The organism is Collinsella aerofaciens (assembly GCF_015552075.1).
Classification (GTDB): domain Bacteria; phylum Actinomycetota; class Coriobacteriia; order Coriobacteriales; family Coriobacteriaceae; genus Collinsella; species Collinsella aerofaciens_Y.
This window is the reverse complement of sequence record NZ_JADNDZ010000052.1, coordinates 61577-83136: the sequence shown is the minus strand read 5'-3', so window position 1 is coordinate 83136 and position 21560 is coordinate 61577. Positions and strand designations below refer to the sequence as shown.

The 21560-nt window shown below is 61.2% G+C and carries 19 protein-coding genes and 1 tRNA gene; 18 read left to right on the top strand and 2 right to left on the bottom strand.

From position 1 onward, the window contains the following. Nucleotides 1-14 precede the first annotated feature (14 nt). Nucleotides 15-929 carry a prephenate dehydrogenase gene (locus I2D41_RS03695; RefSeq protein ID WP_195363572.1) on the bottom strand — a complete coding sequence of 305 codons (915 nt, stop codon included), beginning with the start codon at nt 927-929 and terminating at the stop codon, nt 15-17. 3 nt (nt 930-932) lie between these two features. Then, a complete protein-coding gene (gene aroF / locus I2D41_RS03690) occupies nt 933-1955 on the bottom strand; it encodes a 3-deoxy-7-phosphoheptulonate synthase (protein WP_117745938.1) in 1023 nt (340 codons plus the stop codon). Between the two features lie 204 nt (nt 1956-2159). Between aroF and I2D41_RS03685 the strand changes: the two genes are divergently transcribed. The 18 genes from I2D41_RS03685 (at nt 2160) to yqeK (ending at nt 21556) form a co-directional block, all read left to right on the top strand. Continuing rightward, nucleotides 2160-2236: transfer RNA gene (locus I2D41_RS03685), tRNA-Arg, on the top strand. Nucleotides 2237-2312: 76 nt separating this feature from the next. After that, nucleotides 2313-5036, top strand: coding sequence for an HAD-IC family P-type ATPase (locus tag I2D41_RS03680; protein ID WP_195363571.1), 2724 nt, complete (start codon nt 2313-2315; stop codon nt 5034-5036). Nucleotides 5037-5139: 103 nt separating this feature from the next. Next, nucleotides 5140-6282 (top strand): zinc ribbon domain-containing protein, encoded by a 1143-nt coding sequence (locus I2D41_RS03675; RefSeq protein WP_195363570.1) that lies wholly within the window; start codon nt 5140-5142, stop codon nt 6280-6282. A gap of 107 nt (nt 6283-6389) precedes the next feature. Continuing rightward, complete coding sequence (locus tag I2D41_RS03670; protein ID WP_006236059.1) at nt 6390-6932, top strand: peptidylprolyl isomerase; 543 nt, start codon at nt 6390-6392, stop codon at nt 6930-6932. A gap of 11 nt (nt 6933-6943) precedes the next feature. After that, nucleotides 6944-8248 carry a tetratricopeptide repeat protein gene (locus I2D41_RS03665; RefSeq protein ID WP_229042084.1) on the top strand — a complete coding sequence of 435 codons (1305 nt, stop codon included), beginning with the start codon at nt 6944-6946 and terminating at the stop codon, nt 8246-8248. Nucleotides 8249-8375: 127 nt separating this feature from the next. After that, nucleotides 8376-9407, top strand: coding sequence for a rod shape-determining protein (mreB, locus tag I2D41_RS03660; protein WP_006236061.1), 1032 nt, complete (start codon nt 8376-8378; stop codon nt 9405-9407). Nucleotides 9408-9485: 78 nt separating this feature from the next. Next, the gene (mreC, locus tag I2D41_RS03655) at nt 9486-10427 is read left to right on the top strand and encodes a rod shape-determining protein MreC (RefSeq protein WP_195363587.1); all 942 of its coding nucleotides are present in this window, start codon (nt 9486-9488) and stop codon (nt 10425-10427) included. Between the two features lie 11 nt (nt 10428-10438). Beyond that, complete coding sequence (locus tag I2D41_RS03650; protein WP_117583249.1) at nt 10439-11005, top strand: rod shape-determining protein MreD; 567 nt, start codon at nt 10439-10441, stop codon at nt 11003-11005. Between the two features lie 13 nt (nt 11006-11018). Continuing rightward, nucleotides 11019-13088 (top strand): penicillin-binding protein 2, encoded by a 2070-nt coding sequence (gene mrdA / locus I2D41_RS03645; protein WP_195363569.1) that lies wholly within the window; start codon nt 11019-11021, stop codon nt 13086-13088. Between the two features lie 9 nt (nt 13089-13097). Continuing rightward, a complete protein-coding gene (locus I2D41_RS03640; protein WP_022094759.1) occupies nt 13098-14324 on the top strand; it encodes an FtsW/RodA/SpoVE family cell cycle protein in 1227 nt (408 codons plus the stop codon). An 18-nt stretch (nt 14325-14342) separates the two neighbouring features. Beyond that, nucleotides 14343-15272 carry a YcjF family protein gene (locus I2D41_RS03635; RefSeq protein WP_195363568.1) on the top strand — a complete coding sequence of 310 codons (930 nt, stop codon included), beginning with the start codon at nt 14343-14345 and terminating at the stop codon, nt 15270-15272. 10 nt (nt 15273-15282) lie between these two features. Beyond that, nucleotides 15283-17160 (top strand): TIGR03960 family B12-binding radical SAM protein, encoded by a 1878-nt coding sequence (locus I2D41_RS03630; protein WP_055309861.1) that lies wholly within the window; start codon nt 15283-15285, stop codon nt 17158-17160. Next, nucleotides 17157-17969: a TIGR03936 family radical SAM-associated protein gene (locus I2D41_RS03625; protein WP_195363567.1), complete on the top strand. Its 813-nt coding sequence runs from the start codon at nt 17157-17159 to the stop codon at nt 17967-17969. Before I2D41_RS03630 ends, I2D41_RS03625 begins: the two co-directional genes overlap by 4 nt. Before the next feature lie 67 nt (nt 17970-18036). Continuing rightward, nucleotides 18037-18411: a 50S ribosomal protein L21 gene (gene rplU / locus I2D41_RS03620; protein ID WP_035138585.1), complete on the top strand. Its 375-nt coding sequence runs from the start codon at nt 18037-18039 to the stop codon at nt 18409-18411. A 33-nt stretch (nt 18412-18444) separates the two neighbouring features. Further along, the gene (rpmA, locus tag I2D41_RS03615; protein ID WP_006236075.1) at nt 18445-18702 is read left to right on the top strand and encodes a 50S ribosomal protein L27; all 258 of its coding nucleotides are present in this window, start codon (nt 18445-18447) and stop codon (nt 18700-18702) included. A gap of 85 nt (nt 18703-18787) precedes the next feature. Further along, complete coding sequence (obgE, locus tag I2D41_RS03610) at nt 18788-20254, top strand: GTPase ObgE (protein WP_195363566.1); 1467 nt, start codon at nt 18788-18790, stop codon at nt 20252-20254. Between the two features lie 3 nt (nt 20255-20257). After that, nucleotides 20258-20935: a nicotinate-nucleotide adenylyltransferase gene (nadD, locus tag I2D41_RS03605; RefSeq protein ID WP_055285119.1), complete on the top strand. Its 678-nt coding sequence runs from the start codon at nt 20258-20260 to the stop codon at nt 20933-20935. 87 nt (nt 20936-21022) lie between these two features. Next, nucleotides 21023-21556 (top strand): bis(5'-nucleosyl)-tetraphosphatase (symmetrical) YqeK, encoded by a 534-nt coding sequence (yqeK, locus tag I2D41_RS03600; protein ID WP_195363586.1) that lies wholly within the window; start codon nt 21023-21025, stop codon nt 21554-21556. Nucleotides 21557-21560: the final 4 nt, after the last annotated feature.

Genomic DNA, 21560 nt, shown 5'->3' with positions numbered 1-21560 from the left:
GCGTGATGGGTGGTCTAGTGGGAGGCCTCGTCGTCGAGTGCGCGCTTAATGTGGTCGCCCTCGGCAAGGAGATTCTCCAGATATCGCTGGTCGCGGTCCTTAAGGGCGCGGCTGTAGGCGCCGAGCGATTCGATTAGATGGTCGATCTCGTAGGCGAGCGCGTCGGCGTCGTCAATCATGAGCTCTGACCACATTTGCGGGTTGAGATGTGCCACGCGGGTGAGATCGCGGTAGCTACCGGCCGAAAAGCCGTGGTGGACCTGGGCGGTCGGGCTCTTTACGTAGGCGTTGGACACCACGTGCGCGAGCTGGCTCGTAAAGGCGATGACGCGGTCATGCTCAGCGGCGCTCGTTACGCTGAACTTGCCAAAGCCCAGGGGACGCACCATCTCGCGCACCTGGCCCAAAAGCTCCAGCTTGAGCGCATCGTCCACCGCGGGCGGAACGAGCACCAGGGGAGCGCCCTGGAACAGGTCGGCGCGGGAGTGCGCGTAGCCCGAGAACTGGGTGCCCGCCATGGGGTGCGCGCCCACAAAGTAAAAACCGTGCTCGCGGGCGAGCTCAAAGGCCCGCTCACACACGATGCCCTTGACGCCCACGGTGTCGATCACCACGGGGCCCATGATGGCCTCGGTGTCGGTGGCGTCGGCGAGCGCCTGGGCGTGGGCCTCGAGCCAATCGATGCATGCCTCGGGATAGCAGGCAAGGACTATGATGTCGCACTCACCGAGCGTCTCGTCGTTGAGCTCGCCGGCGACGGTACCCATGCTGGCGGCTGTCATGACGTCGTCATCGGGATCCCAGGCCAGCACGCGGACGCCCGCCTGCGCATAGCCGCGGGCAAAGCTGCCGCCGATGAGGCCCAGGCCGACGATACCGGCGCACTTGGGGCCGCCCTGGTTAACGCGCGCGTTTCTCACCGTACCCATGGGCTACTCCATGGTCTCTTGGCAGACGACCTCGCGGATGGCGCGGATGCGGCGCATGGTGTCGTCGAACTGGTCGGGGGTGAGGGCCTGAGCGCCGTCGGACCATGCGCGGCTCGGCTCATCGTGGACCTCGATCTCCAGACCGTTGGCGCCGCAGGCGGTCGCCGCGAGCGCCATGGGCTCAACGTAGCGGGTGTAGCCGGTGGCGTGGCTGGGATCGGCTACGACGGGCAGGTGCGACAGGTGGTGCAGCACCGGCACGGCGTTGAGGTCGAAGGTGTTGCGGGTGCGGGTCTCGAAGGTGCGGATGCCGCGCTCGCACAGGATAACGTTGTCGTTGCCCTCGCTCATGATGTACTCGGCAGCCATGAGCAGCTCATCGATCGTGCCGGACATGCCGCGCTTAAGCAAGATTGGAGTCTTGGTCTTGCCGACCTCTTTGAGCAGGGGGAAGTTCTGGGCGTTGCGGGCGCCGATCTGCATGACGTCGATCTTCTTGTCCAGGAAGACTTGCACGTCGCGTGGGTCCATGATCTCGGTGACGATCGGCATGTCGAGCTCGGCAGACGCCTCGCACAGCAGGTCCAGACCGGCGGGGCCCATGCCCTGGTAGGCGTACGGGGAAGTGCGGGGCTTGTAGGCACCGCCGCGCAGCATCGTGGCACCGGCGGCCTTCACGCGGCGGGCGATGCGGATGAGGTTCTCGCCCTCGACGGAGCACGGGCCGGCGATGACCTGGAACTGATCGCCGCCGATCTTGACGCCGTGGCCGCAGTCGATGACGGAGTCCTCGGGGTGGAACTTGCGATTGGCGCGCTTGAACGGCTCGGAGACGCGCTGCACGCGCTCGACGACGTCCATGGACTCGAGCAGGAACGGGTCGATCTTGGTTGTATCGCCCACCAGGCCGATGATCGTCTCGTTCTCGCCGCGCGAGACATCGGTCTTCAGACCCTTTTTCTCAATCCAGCTGACGATATGGCCGACGGCCTCGTCGCTGGCGCTCTGCTTTAAAATTGCAATCATGGTGTGCCTCTCACCTCGATGGATAACCCTTGCAAAAACGGCCCGCATCGCGAGCCGTGTATATATGGTGCATGAGAGTTTATACTATCTGACTCGCTTTTGCCTTCTAAAGTGGGCCTTTGCGCCGCGTCTTCCTCGGAATTGCAAAGCTTTTTCTTTTATTTTGATAGCCCGTGGTGCACTTGGGTATAATGCCAAACGTTGGCCCTATTAGCTCAGGGGATTAGAGCGTCTGCCTCCGGAGCAGAAGGCCGTTGGTTCGAATCCAACATGGGGCACCATCGAACGTAAGACCGTCCGAACCTCGCATGGTCCGGGCGGTTTTTCTTATACCGACGCGACGTGATGGGACGTGGTATGGCAGCAACGGATATCGAGCGCGGACTCTCAACCGCCGAGGTCGAGGAGCGCATCGCCGCCGGTAAGATCAACCGCAACATGGAGCTCAAGACCAAGTCGGTCAAAGAGCTCATCATCGAGAACCTCTGCACGCTGTTCAATTTGATCAACGTGATCTTGGCGTTCCTGGTCATTTTGACCGGTTCGTTTAAGAATCTGACGTTCCTGTTCGTGGTGTTCCTCAATACCGCTATTGGCGTCATTCAATCCATGCGTTCCAAGAAGATGGTCGATAAGCTCACGCTACTGACCTCCAAGAAGGCCATCGCGGTGCGCGACGGCGCCGAGGTGGAGCTCGACCTGGACCAGATCGTGCTCGACGACATCATCCGCCTGGGGCGCGGTGACCAGATTCCCGCTGACGCCGTGGTGGTTTCGGGCGAGGCGCTCGTGAACGAGAGCCTGCTGACGGGCGAGAGCGACCTTATTAAGAAACAGCCCGGTTCCGAGCTCATGAGCGGCAGCTTTATCGACTCGGGCCTGCTGCGCGCCCGCGTGATTCATGTCGGCGCCGACAACTACGTGGCCAAAATTAATAACGAGGCCAAGTACGTCAAAAAGGTCAATTCCGAGATCATGAACGCGCTGAACGCCATCGTGCGCTTTGCGAGCATCATCATGATCCCGCTCGGTTTGGCGTTGTTCGCCTCGAGTGTGAGCGAGCTGTGGGATGCCGCGGGAACCCCGGGCGATAGCGCGCTTTCGTGGTGCTTCTCCGAGCTGTTGGCTGGCCATGTGCCTTCGTCGGCGCTGCTGTCCACGGTGGGCGCCCTGCTGGGCATGATCCCGCAAGGCCTGGTGCTGCTGACCTCGTCGGTGCTCGCCATCGCCACGGTGCGCCTGGCCCGCCGCAAGGTTCTGGCGCAGCAGCTCTACTGCATCGAGACGCTCGCTCGCGTCGACGTGCTGTGTCTGGACAAGACGGGCACCATCACATCGGGTCGCATGGAGGTCGAGGGTACCTATCCGCTACCGGTCGAGGGCGTTGCCCTGGGCCTGGGGGAGAACGAGGCATCTGTTCCCGTCGATACCACGGTGCTCGATTTTGCTCTGGCTAACGTGGCGCGTGCGACTTCGGCCGATGCCAACGAGACCTGTCAGGCGCTGCTCAACTATTACGCCGATCGCCCGGTCGAGGTGTCTGAGCCGCTGTCGGTCATTCCGTTCTCGTCCTCCAAAAAGTGGAGCGGCGCGTCGTTTGCGCAGGGCTCCTATGTGATGGGTGCAGCGCAGTTTGTGCTCTCTGATCGTGTGTTTTCGCAGTTCGAGAACCGTGTCGCCGAGCTTGCCGATACCTGCCGCGTGCTCGTGGTGGCGCGCGTGGACGGCTTTACGCCCGATGGCGATATGGTGGGCGAGGCCGAGCCCGTCGGCTTTGTGACCATCCGCGACGAGATTCGTACCTCGGCGGCCGAGACCATCGGCTACTTTAACGAGCAGGGCGTGACCCTCAACGTGATCAGTGGCGACGACCCGCGTACGGTGTCGTCGATCGCGCGCGTGGTGGGCGTGCCGGGGGCGGACGCTTATGTGGACGCCACGACGCTCGATACGCCGGCCAAGCTCGATGCCGCAGTGGACCGCTACCATGTCTTTGGTCGTGTGACCCCGCAGCAGAAGCGCGAGCTCGTGCAGGCGCTCAAGCGCCGCGAGCACACCGTGGCCATGACGGGCGACGGCGTCAACGACGTGCTGGCGCTCAAGGAGGCCGACTGCTCCGTGGCCATGGCGGCCGGCTCCGATGCCGCGCGCAACGTGGCCGAGATCGTACTCGTCGACAACGATTTTGCCTCGATGCCCGCCGTGGTGGCCGAGGGCCGTCGCTCCATCAACAACCTGCAGCGTTCGGCGTCGCTGTTCCTGACCAAGACGCTGTTCTCGATGGGCCTGGCGGCGCTGTGCATCGCGCTGCCGCCGTACCCCTTCGAGCCCATCCAGATGACGCTCATCAACTTCTTCTGCATCGGCGCGCCGGGCTTTGTGTTGGGCCTGGAGCCCAACAATGCTCGCGTGAAGGGTGCGTTTTTGACCAACGTGCTCAAGCGTGCACTGCCGGCGTCGATTGCGGTCATTTTGGCTGCGGCGCTTGATATCTTTGTGGCGCGCGTGTTTGGCTTTAGCCAGCTCACGCTGTCTACGATGTGCCTGCTTACGTCGTGCGCGGCGAGCGTCAGCCTGATCTGGCGGATCTCGCAGCCGCTCACGCCCTTACGTGTGGTGCTCTTTGTGTTTGTAGTCGCCGGCATCTTGGTGGGCGTTATCGGGTTCCCGGGGCTGCTGTCCATCGCCAACCTGTCGATGGGTCAGATGGTTATCTTGACTGTCATCGTGGTCTTTACCTGCTCGGTGTTCTTTAAGCTCGCCACGATGATGGATTCGCTCAAGCCGCGTCGTCGTCATGCCGCAACTGGTTTTGGCCGCGGTGTGCGCGTCCGCCTGGGTCGCGGTGGCGGCAAGGTGAGCTCGACGGGCTCGACGGCCGAACGTTTTGCCAAGCGCGTCGCCGCCGACATGGTGCAGCGCCGCGAAGATCGCACCGCTCGCGAGGCCGAGGCCCGCGCACTCGAGGGCGTGGCCCAGGCCCAGCCCAAGAAAAAGAAGAGTACCGGAGCCAAGCGCTCTCGCGTGACCAAGTCCGCCCAAGGCATCAAAGTCTCGATGCCAAGCAAAAAGAAGAAGTAGCTACGCGCTCTGGCGATGTTGAATTGGTGCCTTGTTCCTGTGGGGCCGTGGCGATGTTATGCTCTAACCTCGATTGTTTGAATTGCTTCGAAAAGAGGATGCCGTGATCTGCCCGCATTGCCTTAAGACTATCGAGGACGGCGCCTCGTTCTGCCCCTACTGCAACGCCTATGTGGGTCCGGGCGATGGCCCCGAGCACACCGAGTTCGTGTTCTGTGAGGGCTGCGGTGCCCGTCTTTCTCCGCATGATCGTACGTGCCCCAAATGCGGACGCCCCGCTCCGGGCATCCTCTCCGAGGACGCGGCCGCATCCGACCTGGCAGCGGGCCGCACGGCGGGCTTTCCGCGCCTAACGCAAGAGCAGATCGATACCGAGGTGCCGCATGCGCCAGCCTCTGCCGCTGCGGTGCTTTCGGACGCCGCCGACCCCAATGAGACCTGCGTGCTGCCGGCTTTCCATAAGGATTTCGGTATCCCCAAGGTCGATATTCCCACGCCCGTTTCCCTGCATGACGATGCTCAAAAACCCAAGCGCAAGGTGCATCCCGACGAGGACGCCTATCACAAGCACAAGCGTCATATCCCCAAGCCGCTCATCGTCATCGCGGTCCTTGCCGTCGTGTGCGGTGGTGCGTATTGGTTCGTGACGGCCGATCCCATGGGTGTCATGCCTGGCTTCTATGACCAGTTTGGCCAGGCCGCGCAGACGACCTTCCCCACGCGCCAAAAGGGCGAGGCGACTGAGGACGATACCAAGCAGGACGATTCTGCCGAGGTGGTCCAGGAAGAAACTGTGCTCACCGATGATCAGCTCTATACCAGGCTCGACGGTCTGTATCAGACCATCGTGTCCTACGGTGACGAGGACCAGATCGGCGAGGTCATCGATTCCTTTAACAACGGCTATCTCCGAACGCCGCTGTCCACCCGTCAGGAGCTGTCACAGAGTGCTTACGCCCTGCGAGACCAGATCAAAAAGACGCAAGATGAGCTCAACAACCTTAAGTACCAAGACGATACGGTCTATGCGGACGACATCGCCCACTTAAAGCAGCTTGCCGAGTGGATGTATGAGCGCGTCGACGTGATCTGTCAGAGCTGGGACATCTCGCTGGCCATTCCCGATGGCGAGTCGATGAGTTCCCACCAAAGCGAGATCCTGGCGCCCATCGCGCAGAGTGGCAACAGCGCGCTTAATCAGTACGACGCCAACGTGGGCTCCTGGAAGCCGCAGCAGCGTTCCTAAAATTAGTTCGCCATAGTCGGCATAACCTACGTGCGCAATTGATGTAAGCGCATGCTTATTGCTACAATTCGTACAAATATGCTTTAAACGCACGAGGAAGGAACCACATGTTTGGTTTTAAGAAAGAGCTCTACACGCCCGAGTATCAGCTTGCCGGCGACGAGTGCGCCGTTATCGAGACGTCGAAGGGTACCATCAAGGTCAAGTTTGACGGCGAGGGCGCTCCCATTCATGTCGCGAACTTCTGCGAGCTTTCCACGATGGGCTTCTATGATGGCCTTAAGTTCCATCGCTATGTGCCCGGCTTTGTCATTCAGGGCGGCGACCCCAATACCCGCGATATGTCCGGCGCCGACGTCGCTGCCGGTCTTGAGGGCCCCGACGGCATGCCCGGTACCGGTGGCCCCGGCTACTGCATTAAGGGCGAGTTTGCCACCAATCCGCGCAACAGCCATGTCGATGGTGCCCTTGCCATGGCACGCTCCATGGACCCCGATTCCGCGGGTTCGCAGTTCTACTTCTGCCTGGGCGCCCAGCATAACCTCGATTCCGGTTACACCGTCTTTGGTACCACGGTCGAGGGTCTTGATGTGATTTCGCAGCTGCGTGCCGGCGACGAGATCGTCCATGTCGAGATCGTTCACGAGTAAAGGGGACTTCCTTGAATAGCCAGCTGATCCAACAGGGCCGCGCCGCTTACCGCGCGGGTGATTTTTCCGCTGCAGCCCAGATGCTTGGGGCGGCAAAAACTCCCGATGAGATTATGGGCGAGGCCGATCACCTTCGTGGTAACGCCTTGATGCACCTGGGCATGTATGCCGAGGCCGCCGAGGCCTATGCCGCCGCCCTCAACGACGGCACCTACGGCAAGCGCGGCGCACTGCTCACCAACCGCGGCAAGGCGCTCGCCGCCGTGGGCGACTACGCGACGGCCGCCCAGGCGTTCTCTGCTGCTACGCAGGATGCTTCCTATGCCACGCCGTTCAAGGCCTATCTGGGCCTGGGTAACGCGCTGTTCCAGTCGGGCGACTATGCCAACGCGGGTACTGCCTTCCGTCAGGCTGCCATCGACGGCGCCAATCCGGCTCCTGCCGCCGCACTCGGCGAGCTCGGTCGTTGCTTCATTAAGCTCGGCCGTCCGGCGGATGCCGTGGAGACCTACCGCACGGCTATCGACTTTGCCGGTCCCCGCGACGACACGCGTGCGCTCAACGCCGGCATGGGTCAGGCGCTTTCTGCCGCCGGCCGCCCCTCCGACGCACTCGACGCCTTTAACGCCGCTACTGCCGATGGCATCTACCAGCTCACCTCCGAGCAGGCCGATGAGCTTGCCCGCGTGCACGATTCGCTTGCCGCGCTGTCTGCCCAGACGGCTATGGCCACGGCTCCGGCGCCCGCGATGGACGCTCCTGCCGTTGATCCGCTCGATCCTACGGGCGCGACCGGCCAGTTTATGCCCGATCCCTCGGACACCGGCTTCTTTACGCTGTCCGAGTCCGAGATGGTCCAGCAGGACCGTCAGGACCGTAAGCAGGCCAAGGTCCGTCGTCGCCATCGCCACACGGGTCTCAAAGTCTTCATCGTGCTGCTTCTGCTCATTTTGATCGCCGCGGGCGGTCTGGGCTTTGCCTACACGCGCGGCTTTGGCTTCCCGTCCCAGGAGTCTGTCGTTACCGATCTGTTCCAGGCTGCCGGCGACGGTGACACCGCAAAGGCCGAGTCTTGCCTGGCCTCGAGCCTGTCCGAGGACGCCAAGTCGATGATCATCTCCTCGATTCCGCAGGGTGCCACCGTGTCCGTCGAGGGCATGGATCAGTCCATGACCGAGACGACCGCTAAGCTTAAGGCATCGCTGTCCAAGGGCGGCGAGCAGGAGTACACCGTCAAATTCGTGCGCTCCGATAACCATATCGGCTGGGCCGTTTCCTCGCTCGATATGGATTTCTCGGCTGCTGACAACCAGTAGTGACCTTATGGGATTTAGCTTTGCCCGGCGCTTCACCGCAAGTGAGGTGCCGGGCTTGCGCTAGTATGATGAGCTAGTAGTTTTCCAGCAATCATCCAACACATCAGGAGTTGCGTTGTTTTCTTTGATGGATATGTTCTTCGGTAGCTATGCGGGCGATCTTGCCATCGACCTCGGCACCGCAAATACGCTTGTCTCCGTGCGCGGCAAGGGCATCGTTATTCGCGAGCCCTCTGTTGTCGCCATCGACAAGAACGACGAGCGCATCCTGGCGGTCGGTATCGAGGCAAAGCGCATGCTCGGCCGTACGCCCGGCAACATCGTGGCCGTTCGTCCCCTGAAGGACGGCGTCATCGCCGACTTCGATGTTACCGAGGCCATGCTCCGCTACTTTATCGACAAGGCTTCCGAGAAGCGCTATCCGTGGACCCCGCGTCCGCGCGTTGTCGTCTGCGTTCCCTCCGGTGTCACGTCGGTCGAGAAGCGCGCTGTCTTTGAGGCCACGATCCAGGCCGGCGCTCGCCAGGCCTACCTGATCGAGGAGCCCATGGCCGCCGCTATCGGCGCCGATCTGCCCGTCGAGGAACCCACCGGCTCCATGGTCATCGACATCGGTGGCGGTACCACCGAGGTCGCTGTTATCGCTATGGGCGGCATCGTCGTCTCGCAGTCCATCCGTATTGCCGGTGACGAGTTCGACCAGGCCATCCTCACGCACGTTCGCGATGCCTACAACCTGGCCATCGGCGAGCGTACGGCAGAGGACATCAAGATCAAGGTCGGTTCCGCCGTGCCGCTCAAGGACGAGCTCGACGTCGAGGTCAACGGCCGCGACGTGATCACCGGTCTGCCCAAGACCGTACGCATCGAGAGCGAGGAGATTCGTCGCGCACTCAACAAGCCGCTCGACGAGATGGCCAAGGCCGTCAAGGACGCACTCGATGCCACGCCGCCCGATCTTGCCTCGGACCTTATGTACTATGGCATATTGCTGACCGGTGGCGGCGCGCTGCTGCGCGGTCTCGACGTGCGCCTGCGCGATGAGACCGGTGTTTCGGTCAACGTCAGCCCCACGGCGCTCGATAACGTCGTTAACGGCTGTGCCCGCGTGCTCGAGGCCAATGCGTTTGATGGCGGCTTCGTCCAGACCAATGCTTAATTTCCAAAAGGTGGATTCCATTTGGCACGATCTTCGGGTTTCTCCACAAATCTGAATACCAAGCGACAATCAACGGGTATGCGCCCGTTGATTGTTTTCAGCCTGATTTCGGTGTTGCTGCTCACGTTTTACATCCGCGAGGGCGAGGCAGGACCGATTCATGCCGTGCGCTCGGGCGTGACGACGATTACCTCGCCGGTGCGCTTTGTGGGCTCGGCTGTGGCGGCTCCCTTCAATGCGATCGGTAACGTGTTCTCTAACCTTACGGCGTCGCAGGACACGCTTGACGAGCTTAAGAAGCAAAACGAGGAACTGACCTCTAAGGTTGCCGAGCTCTCCGAGGCTCAAAAGACCGCCGAGCGACTGGAGGGGCTGGTCGGCCTGCAGTCGACCTACAACCTCAAATCAACCGCAGCTCGTATCGTCGGCGCTTCGGGCGATGCCTGGACCTCGACCGTCACCATCGATAAGGGTTCTGCCGACGGTCTTACCATCAATATGCCTGTGACGAGTTCTGCCGGTGTCATAGGCCAGATTATCGAGGTCTCGGCCAAGACGTCCACCGTGCGCCTGATTGGCGATGAGAACTCGGGCGTGTCCGCTATGGTGCAGGACACGCGCGCCCAGGGCATGCTGCAGGGTCAGGCTGACGGCACGCTGCGTCTTGAGTACGTGAGCGTCGATTCCGACGTTAAGGTTGGCGACATCATCGTGACCTCGGGCATTGGCGATGTGTTCCCCAAGGGTCTACCGCTCGGCACCGTCTCGTCTGTTGAGAAATCGGCTAACGACGTGTACTACACCATTGTGGTGCGCGCCCAGACGACGGCCGAGAACAACGAGGAAGTGCTGGTCATTACCTCGCTGACCGACGAACAGTCGGCCTCGGATGAGGACGTGAACACGGCCAACAGCACGCCGCAGGGAACGTCGCGCGATGCTGCGACCAAGACGAAGGACGAGAGCCCGGATGACAGTTCCGACACGTCCGAGACGACCGATTCCGGCTCGAGCGAATAGGGGGCATGTCCATGGATCTACACGAGCAGGGGATGAGCTCCCGCACGTTTGTAATCGCCGCCATTGTGTGCGTGCTGCTGCAGGCAGGCCTGGCACCGCAGATCTCCATTGCGGGCGGTCGCGTCAACTTTATGATTATCCTGGTGTGCCTAAGCGTGTTCTCGGGCGACCCGACCCGTGCCGTCGTGTGCGGTTTTTGCAGCGGCTTGTTCTATGACCTTTCCGCTGCCGTGCCGGTGGGCGTTATGTCGCTCCTGCTGACCGTGGGTTCTTTTGCCCTGGTGCATAGCGCTGCCGGTCAGACGGGCGGTGCCCCGAGTGCGCGCGGCATCACGGTGGGCGCCTTCGCGTTCGTCATTAATGTGATCTACAGCATCATCTTGCTGTTTATGGGTTTGGAGACGAGCTTTGTCGTGGCGATCTTCGGCCATGCGCTGCCGTCTTCGATCCTGACGGGTCTGGTTGCCATTCCGTTTTTGATGTCCGGCGTCGTGCCGCAGTCCGGTTATGGATTCTCCGCACGTGGCGGACGCCAGACGGGCATGCGCTTTAAGCCCAAGACCCGTAAGCTCAAATAGGGGAGGCTCGTAGATGTCTTCCCAGATGACGGTTATTATCGCCGGTATCGTGCTGGTTGTGGCCATCGTGGTCGCACTGGTCATTATGCGTCGCGGCGATTCTCGTTTTACCTACGATACGCAGCATGGGACGGCCCCGCGCGCCACCGAGGGCGAGGGCAATACCGCGGCGACCGCCTTTAAGGGCCGCTTCTCCATCCTCACCACGGGTGTGGGCGCGATGTTCGCGGCGCTTGCCGTCAAGCTGTGGGGCATGCAGATGGTCTCGTCGGACTATTACGAAAAGCAGGCTAATAGCAATCAGACGCGCACCGTTACCACACCCGCTGTGCGCGGCCGCATCCTCGACCGCAATGGCGTGGCGCTTGTCCAGAACCGTCCCTCACTTGCTGTCGTGGCCTACCGCGACCTTGCCGAGGATGAGGTTCTGGTTCGCCATCTTGCCAACGTGCTCGGTATGCCCTACGTGGCGGTGCTGCGCAATATTCAGGACAATTCCGAGGGCGCTCAGAGCCTGCATACCATCGCGACGGACGTCCGTCGCTCCACGGTTGCCTATATTCAGGAGCACGCCGGCGAGTTCCCGGGCGTCAAGATTGCCGAGCGTACCGAGCGCCAGTATCCATATGGCGAGACGGCATGCCATATCTTGGGCTATACCGGCACCATTACCTCCGAGCAGCTCGAGGCCCAGAATAAGAAAACCTCTGGTGATGATGATGCTTCTGCTGGCCGGATTACGTACCAGTCGGGCGATATCGTGGGCCAGGCGGGTGTTGAGAGCTACTACGAAAACCTGCTGCAGGGTATTCGTGGCGAGCAGACCGTCAAGGTCGATGCCTCGGGCAATGTGACCGGTCAGGCCGGCGCCGTGCCCGCCAAGGCCGGCTCCGACATTAAGCTCACGCTCGATCTTAAGATCCAACAGGCCTGTGAGACGGCGCTGGCGAGCGCCATCGAGCTTGCCAAGACCACTGGCTACAGCAATGCCGGCAACGGCGCTGTGGTGTGTCTCGATTCCAACAATGGCGAGATCCTGGGCATGGCGAGCGAGCCCAAGTTCGATCCGTCCGTCTTTATCGGCGGCGTCTCAAATGACGTGTGGACCGAGCTCAATGATGACAAGGGTTCGCACCCGCTGCTCAACCGCGCCATTAGCGGACAGTACATGTCGGCCTCGACCATCAAGCCGCTCTCGGCACTGGCCGGTCTCGAGTTTGGAACCTACACTTCAACGCAGACAACCAACTGCACGGGCTATTGGACGGGCCTGGGCAAGGCTTGGGGCAAGCGCTGCTGGCTGACGTCTGGCCACGGCACCATGACGCTGCAGTCGGGTATCGCCAACTCGTGCGACCCCGTCTTCTACGACATGGGCAAGGCGTTCTTTTATGACGAGCAACATCCCGAGGGCCTGCAGGAGGTCTTTCGTCGCTGGGGTCTAGGCAAGACCTGCGGTATCGATCTGCCGAGTGAGGGCGCGGGCCGTATTCCCGATGCCGAGTGGAAAGAGTCGTACTTCACCGACGCATCTGCCGAGGACCGCAAGTGGAATGCCGGCGATATGACCAACATTGCCATCGGTCAGGGTGACATCCTGGTGACGCCCCTGCAGATGGCGTGCGCCTATATGGGTCTTGCCAACGGCGGCAAACAGTACGTGCCTCACGTATTTTTGTCTGCCGTGTCGCGCGATGGCGACGGCGATGCCTATAAGTACAATGGCAAGGGCAAGAAGAAGCGCCTGGAGGCCAAGATCAACAGCGATTCGGATTTGGCTCTTGTTCGCAACGGCATGCACGACGTGATTTACACGGCATCGACGTCCCTGGCGGCGCACTTTGGCACCCTGACGCCGCAGGTATACGGCAAGTCGGGCACGGGCGAGAAAAGTGGCGAGGACGAATACGCGTGGTTCTGCGCCTATGCACCGGCCGATGATCCCAAGTATGTCATCGCTACCGTCCTGGAGCAGGGCGGCGGTGGCTCAGATACCGCGATGCATGTCGTGCGCGACGTGCTCGGCGTGATTTATGACGAGCCCGATACCTCTTCGGCCTCGGGCGATTCTTCGGTTCGATAGGAGGTTGCGATGGATTTTTCTCCGGCGGATCTGTTCCGTTCAACCAAGACCGGCTCTCGCAGCAGCCTGGACCGCGTCAACAAGCAACTTTCGGCCTCGCGCGGCACGTTTCGCCAAAAGGTGCATATCGGTGTGCTCGTGGCTACTGTGGCGCTCGTCGCCTACGGTGCCATCATTATCTGGTCGGCTTCGCAGTTTAAGGCCGATGCATCGTTTTCACGCCATCTGCTGGGAATTGGCATCGGGGCGGTGCTGGCGGTGCTGGTCTGGCGTACCGACCTGCGCGGTATTTCCAATTTCTCGACGGCGTTGCTCGTCATCGACCTGATCGTGATCTTCTCGCCCAAGATTCCGGGTCTGTCCTATACGGGCGGTCTGGGCATGACGGGCTGGATCAAGATTCCCGGTATCGGCTTGACGTTCCAGCCGGTTGAGCTTGCCAAGCTCATCACCATCTTCTTTATTGCTACGCTTGGTTCGCAGTATAACGGTCGCATCGATACCGTTCGCGACTACGTCAAGCTCTGCGGCATGCTGTCCATTCCGTTTTTGGCCGTCGTTGCCATGGGTGACCTGGGCTCGGGCCTGGTCGTGCTGGTTTCGGGCGCCATCGTCATCTGCATGAGCGGTGCACGCCGCGAATGGGTGCTGTCGACCCTGGCCCTGCTCGTGGGCCTGGTGGCCCTCGTCCTGGCGCTTGATTCGGTCTTTGATTCGTTGCTCGGCCACGATGTGCTCATCAAGCAGTATCAGATGAACCGTCTGACGGTCTTTATCGACCCCGATAATGCCGATTCGGACGATGCCTACAACCTGCAGCAGTCGCTTATCGCCGTTGGCTCGGGCGGCTTCTTTGGTAAGGGCCTGGGGCATGCGACGCAGTCGGCCGGCGGCTTTCTGCCTGAGTTCCACACCGACTTCGTCTTCGCCTTCCTGTCCGAGACCTTTGGCTTTTGCGGTTCCTTTTTGCTCCTGTGCCTCTACGTGCTGCTGATCTTTTCGACGATTCGCGTCGCCTTTAAGTGCGAGTCGCTGTTTTTGCGTCTTTCGTGTGTGGGCATCGTTGGCATGTGGGCGTTCCAGACTTTCGAAAACATCGGCATGTGCATCGGCATGATGCCGATTACCGGTATTCCGCTACCGTTTATTAGCTTCGGTTCGTCTTCGATGATGATTCAGCTGCTGACGGTGGGTATCGTACAATCCATATGGCGGCATCGTTCGGGCGCCGCGTAACCGCTGGAGGGGTTTGCCATGAAAATTCCCGTAGATAAGCTGACCCGCGCTTTTAAGATGGGCGCGTCCGTTAAGAAGGATTCCGATACACCTGTGCGCGTCTCGGTCTATCTGGATTCGTCCGCCTCGCGCTTTCTGGCCGAGACGGTGCGTGACGCCTTTGTGCCGCAGACGACCTCGGGCATTGTGCGCGTCGAGCGTCTGGGGGAGGAGCGAATTGCTCCAAAGACCGATACCGATGTGGTGCTGGTGCTCTCGTGTGGTTCCGACCGCTTGGAGAGTGCCGTGCAGGAGCTCGTGATCGCCGGCGCGCCCGTGTGCGTGCTTGCCGAGTCTGCTGTGGAGGTGCCGTTTATCGAGGAGTCTACGCCCATGCTCGGCGTGGTAGCGGCAACCGATAAGACGTATCTGCTCGAGACGCTTGCCCGCTGGATTCTCGATCGCACCGACAAGGAAACGGCTTTTGCGGCGAACTTTGCCTTCATGCGCATCGCTGCGGCCAATCGTATCATCACCTCGTGCGCGCTCACCAATATGGCGACCGGTGCGCTGGTGTTTTTGCCGGGCGCCGATTATCCCGTTATGGCGCTGGCGCAGGTGGGCATGCTCTTTGAGCTCGCTGCCGTCTTTGGACGCGGCATTAAGCCCGAGCGCGGCTACGAGGTCGCGGGCGTGCTTGCCGGCGGTCTTGTGATCCGAGCGGTCACCCGCGCACTTGTCAAGCAGACGCCGCATATTTGGTTTGCCGTCAAGGCGCTCACTGCTGCCGCGGGCACCTATGGCATGGGCCGTGCGCTCGTTTCGCTCTACGAGCGCGATGTCGACTACAGCCGTGCCAACGAGGTGGTCACTGCCACGTTCTCCCGCGTTCGCGATCTGGTGACCACGGTCGCGGGCGCTACCCGTCCTATGGCGTCCTATCAGGACGCATCAGATCTCGCTGCTTAGGGGTTTTCCGTTGCGCGTTGCATACCAAGACTGTTTTCATTTAATTGAGCCGTTGCTCGCCAAGGTCGAGAAGCCGAGTCGCTATATCGATCACGAGTGGGGCACGCTTTCCAAGGCCGATGCCGACTACCGTTGCTGCCTGATCTATCCGGATGTGTACGAGGTCGGTCTGCCCAACCAGGGTATCGCCATCCTCTACAACATCCTTAACCAGGCCGAGGGCATCTCCTGCGAGCGTGGCTATGTGCCGTGGCCCGATATGGGTGACGCTATGCGCGAGGCGGGCATTCCGCTGCTCTCGCTTGAGGGTGCAGCGCCGGTCGCTTCGTTTGATATCGTCGGTCTGCATGTGCCGCACGAGATGGCGGTGACGAACTTCCTCGAGGCACTCGACCTCGCTGGCATTCCACTGTTGGCGGCCGACCGAGGCGAAGACGACCCTATCATCATCGCCGGCGGCCCCTCGGTGTACAACCCCGAGCCGTACGCGGCCTTCTTCGATGCCATCCTCATCGGTGAGGGCGAGGAATCGCTGCTCGAGACCTGCCAGCTGCATCGCCGTCTGCGTGACGAAGGGGTCCCGCGCGCGCAGATTGTCGAGCAGCTTGCATCCATTGCCGGCAACTACGTGCCATCGCTCTATGAGGTTCGTCACGACGAGCCCTGCTCGCCGCATGGCTACACCGTGCCGCGTGAAGGCAAGGATGCGCCGACCGTGGTCTACAAGCGCGTCGTCGAGGATTTCGGCGCCACGAATCCGCTGTCGCAGTCGTGCGTGCCCTATGCGCAGCTGGTTCACGACCGCCTGTCTATCGAGATCCTGCGCGGCTGCGCCCGCGGCTGTCGTTTTTGCCAGGCCGGCATGACGTATCGTCCGGTGCGCGAGCGCTCGGCCGACCAAATCGTCTCGTCGGTGATTCAGGGTCTGGAAAAGACCGGCTATGACGAGGTGTCGCTGACCTCGCTCTCCACGACCGACCACTCCTGCATTCGCGACGTGCTCGGCAGGCTCAACCGTCGCCTGGAGGATACGGGTATTCGCGTGTCTATTCCGTCGCAGCGCCTGGATTCGTTTGGCGTGGATATGGCCGAGTCGGTTGCCGGCGAAAAGAAGGGCGGCCTGACGTTCGCGCCCGAGGCCGGCAGCCAGCGCATGCGCGACATCATTAACAAGAACGTGACCGAGGAGGACCTGGACCGTGCGGCCAAGGCCGCCTTCGAGGCCGGCTGGAACCGCATGAAGCTCTACTTTATGATGGGCCTTCCCGGCGAGCGCGACGAGGACATCGTGGCCATCGCCAATCTGGCCGATCACGTGCTGGAGCTCGGTCGTTCCGTGGTGCCCAAGGCTCGTCGCGGCTCGATCTCGGTGTCGATCTCGGTTTCGGTCTTTATCCCTAAGGCTGCCACGCCGTTCCAGTGGTGCCCGCAGCTCGACTACGACGACGTCAAGCGTCGCCAGAAGCTGCTCATCACGAGCGTTCGCAACCGTGCCGTCCGCGTTCATTACCACGATGCCGAGACCTCGCTCATCGAGGCCGCACTGTCCCGCGCCGGTCGTGACATGACGCCCGTCATCATCGACGCTTGGCGCTCGGGCTCTCGCTTTGACGCCTGGGTAGAGCATTTCTCGCTCGATAACTGGAAGGAAGCTGCTGCCAAAAACGGCATCGACCTCAATGAGCTCGTGCACCTGCCCTACGAGTTGGATTGGCGCCTGCCGTGGGAGCATGTGAGCCCTGGCTGTACGCGCGGCTTCCTCGAGCGCGAGTACCGTCGCTCGCTCGAGGGCGTCACGACTCCCGACTGCACCCGCACGTCGTGCACCGGCTGCGGGATCTGCCCCACGCTCCACGCCAAGAATGTATTGATGGGTGATCGCGCATGAGTGAGCGCCTGACCGACAACCCCTCGCTCTTTAGACTTCGTGTTCGCTATGGCAAGCGCGATCGCCTTAAGTACCTGGGCCATCTCGAAGTGATCCATACCATTGAGCGCATCGTGCGCCGTGCGGGACTTCCCTATGCCGTCACGCAGGGCTTTTCTCCGCACATGCGCGTGGGCTTCTCTTCGGCGCTACCGGTGGGTACGTCGTCGACCTGCGAGTGGTATGACCTGTTTATGACCGAGTTCGTGGCGCTCGACGAGGCGTTTGGGCGCCTGGCTGCGGCGTCTCCGGCCGATCTGGCGCCCATCGAGGCGGCGTACATCGACGTGCGCACGCCGGCGTTGACGGCGCAGCTCACGCGCCTGTCGTATCGCATCGACCTGCACTTGGATCCCGAGGCGCCCGTAAGCGCCGACGAGGTGCGTCGTGCGCTCGACACGCTGCGCGCGGGCAATGGCATCGACTACGCGCGCGGAAAAAAGAGCAAGCGCTTGGATTTGGATCACACGCTCGTGGGCTATGAGCTCACGGCGGGGGAGCGCCCGGACCATTTGGTGCTCATGCTCGACACCCATGCCGACAACGAGGGCTCCATGCGTCCGGAAATTTTGCTTTCCGCTGCTGATGTTTTGTTGCAGGGCTTGACCCCGGGCGTGGATGCACCTATTGTTTCCACCGGTATGCAAGACCTCGTGACCATCCGCTCCTACGATGTCGAGCGTCAGAATCAAGCATGCGAGGACGACGAGGGCCGACTCGTCAGCCCCATATCTGTGCGAACTTGTGGATTTGCTCCACATACTCGTTGACGGGGGTATTTTCGCCTGCTACTATATTCGGCTGTTGCACTAACTGATGCATGAAGGGCAAGTAAACATGTACGCAATCGTTAACACGGGCGGCAAGCAGTACAAGGTCGCCACCGACGATGTCATCACCGTCGAGAAGATCGAGGGCAATGAGGGCGACAAGGTCACCCTGCCGGTTATCTTCCTCAACGATGGTAAGAAGATCGTCACCGATCCCGACAAGCTGGCCAAGGCCAAGGTTACCGCTCAGATCGTTGAGCAGTTCAAGGGCGAGAAGCAGCTGGTCTTCAAGTTCCACAAGCGCAAGCGCTATCGTCGTCTGAAGGGTCACCGTCAGCAGCTCACCAAGCTGAAGATCGTGAAGGTTCAGGCTACCTCCCGCGCCAAGAAGGCTGTCAAGGCAGAGGCTGAGGCTGTTGCCGAGGCTCCCGTCGCCGAGTAGATTACACTCGTAACGAAAGAGTAGGTATACACAATGGCACACAAAAAAGGACTCGGTTCCTCCCGTAATGGCCGTGACTCCCGCGGTCAGCGCCTTGGCACGAAGCGCTATGCCGGCCAGACGGTAACCACGGGCACGATTCTCGTCCGTCAGCACGGCACGCACATCCACCCGGGTGAGAACGTTGGCCGTGGTAAGGACGACACGCTGTTCGCGCTGGTCGACGGTACCGTTGAGTTCCACAAGGGTATCAAGCACAGGGTCAGCGTACGCCCGCTCGCGAACGCGTAATTCACCCTTCATAGAGCACATATGTGGGAGGCACTTGAGTTTTAGGATTCAAGGGTCTCCCTCTTTTTTGTAGGAGGCGATTCTGTTGTCACAGTTCACCGATATCAGCCGCATTAACGTGTGCGGCGGCGACGGCGGAGCCGGATGCATGTCGTTTAGGCGCGAGGCATTTGTCCCCAAGGGCGGCCCCGATGGCGGCGACGGCGGTCGTGGCGGCAATGTCGTCATCCAGGCCGATGCTCAGCGGTCTTCGCTGATCGATTACCGCTTTAAGCATCACTTTCGCGCCGAGCGCGGCACGCACGGGCAGGGTGCCCGTCGTAACGGCAAGAGCGGCGAGGACCTGATTCTCAAGGTCCCTATGGGTACCGTGGTGCGCGAGCTCGACCCCGAGACGCAGACCCCGATGTTCGAGATTGCCGATCTGGTGCATGATGGCGAGCGCGTTGTCGTGGCCCCTGGTGGCGCCGGTGGTCTCGGCAATACGCACTTTGTGACGTCGGTGCGCCGCGCGCCCGCGTTCGCCCAGCTGGGCGAGCCGGCCGAGGAGCACTGGATTGAGCTCGAGATGAAGCTCATGGCCGATGCCGCGCTCGTGGGCTTCCCCTCGGTGGGTAAGTCATCTCTCATCGCGCGCATGAGTGCCGCCCGCCCCAAGATCGCCGACTACCCGTTTACCACGCTCGTGCCGAATCTCGGCATGGTGCGTGCCGGCGAATATTCTTACGTCGTTGCCGACGTTCCCGGTTTGATCGAGGGCGCGAGCGAGGGCAAGGGCCTGGGTCACCAGTTCCTGCGCCACATTGAGCGTACGGCTCTGATCATGCATGTCGTCGACATGACGGGTGGTTTTGAGGATCGCGATCCGGTCGAGGATTATCGCATCATCAACCGCGAGCTCGAGCAGTATGGCGCCGAGCTTTCGGAGCGTCCGCAGATCGTTGTTGCCAACAAGTGCGACGCGCCGGGCACGGCCGATAAGATTGCCGACCTCAAGCACGCAGCGCTCGACGATGGACATATGTTCTTTGCCGTGTCTGCCGTGACGGGCGCCGGCCTCAACACGCTGATGCTTGCCGTGGGCGAGCAGGTGGCTAAGCTGCGCGCCGAGTTGGCTGTCTCGGATGAGCCGGTCGTTCTGCGCGACGATGAGTGGGAGCGCCGTCGCCTGCAGCGTGAGAAGCGTTTCCGCATTGTTCAGGAAGAGCCCGGTGCCTTCCGCGTGGTCGGTCGTGCCATTGAGCGTATGGTCATCCAGACCGACTGGGAAAACGAGGAAGCCGTCATTTACCTGCAGCATAAGTTTGCGCGTATGGGTGTTGACGACGCGCTCGAGAAGGCCGGTTGCCGTGCGGGCGACGAGGTCCGCATTTGCCAGCGCGCCTTTGACTTTGAGGGCGCCGAGGACTTCTCGGAGTACGAGGAGCTCGAGGATGCTGGCGAGGACGTTGCCGTTGAAGCCATTGACGTGGCCGATGCTGCGGATGAGGGAGTCGAGGTTGTCGATGCGGCGGATGCCGCGGACGATACCGAGACACCGGAGGGCGAGTAAGCCATGTCGCTGCGCGGTGGAATCGGTTTGCCCGAGCTTCCTCTAGAGGACGGGCAGGAGTTTAGGCTCGGTATTATGGGTGGCACCTTTGATCCCATCCATTACGGGCACCTGGTGACCGCCGAGCAGGCGCGCGAGTCGCTCGACTTGGACGCTGTGCTCTTTATGCCGGCGGGCTCTCCTGCCTTTAAGCTTGACAAGCCGGTGACGCCTGCCGAGGACCGTTATGCCATGACGGTCCTCGCCACCGCTGCGAACCCGGCCTTTTTGGCGAGCCGGTTCGAGATCGACCGCCCGGGCGTAACCTATACGGCCGATACGCTTCATGCCCTTCGCGACTTTTACCCGCCGCAGGTAAAGCTCTACTTTATTACGGGCGCCGACGCGATTATCGATATTGTGACCTGGCATGATGCCGAACGAATCGCTGAGCTTGCTACCTTTATTGCGGCGACACGACCGGGCTTTGATATCGATACGGCGCGTGCCCGAATCAAAGAGTCGGGGCTGCCGTTCGACGTGCGCTATATTCAGATTCCGGCGCTGGCGATCAGCTCGACGAACATTCGTAAGCGAGTTGCCCGCGGCATGAGCGTGCGCTATCTTACGAGCGAGTCCGTGCTCGGCTACATTCGCAAACGCAGGCTATATGCCGATTTGGGCCAAGAAGATTTTGAGTGATGGGGGTCTACGTTGTCGGTAGAGGATCAGTTTGAGGGCGATGAGCGCGCACTGCTCAAGCGCATTCAAGAGCTGCTCGATGTTCGCATGAAGGATAAGCGCAAGCGCTATGTGCATTCGCTGGGTGTTGCCGAGACCGCACTTCATCTGGCCGAGGTCTACGGCGTTGACCGCTTTGATGCCGCTGCCGCCGGCTTGATCCACGACTGGGACAAGGTGCTTTCCGATGACGAGCTCGTGGCCCGCGCGCTTCACTATGGCATCAAGATTGCCGGCTCTCCTTCCGCCGCGACGCCGCTTTTGCATGGCCCTGTTGCCGCCTATGAACTTCCGCAGCTTTTTCCCGAGCTGTCGCCGGCGGTCTTTCAGGCTGTCGACCGTCACACCGTGGGCGCTTGCGACATGACGCCGCTCGATATGGTGGTCTTTGTGGCTGATGCCATCGAACCCAACCGCCACGGCGATTATGCCCATGCGCTGCGCAAGATGGTGGGGGAGTCGACGCTCGACGAGTTGTTCTTCTCCTGTTTTGCGCAGGGTTTGGTCTATGTGATTCAGTCCGGGCGCTATCTTTATCCCACGGCTATTTCGATTTACAACCATTACGCCCAGCTGCGCTAGCTCG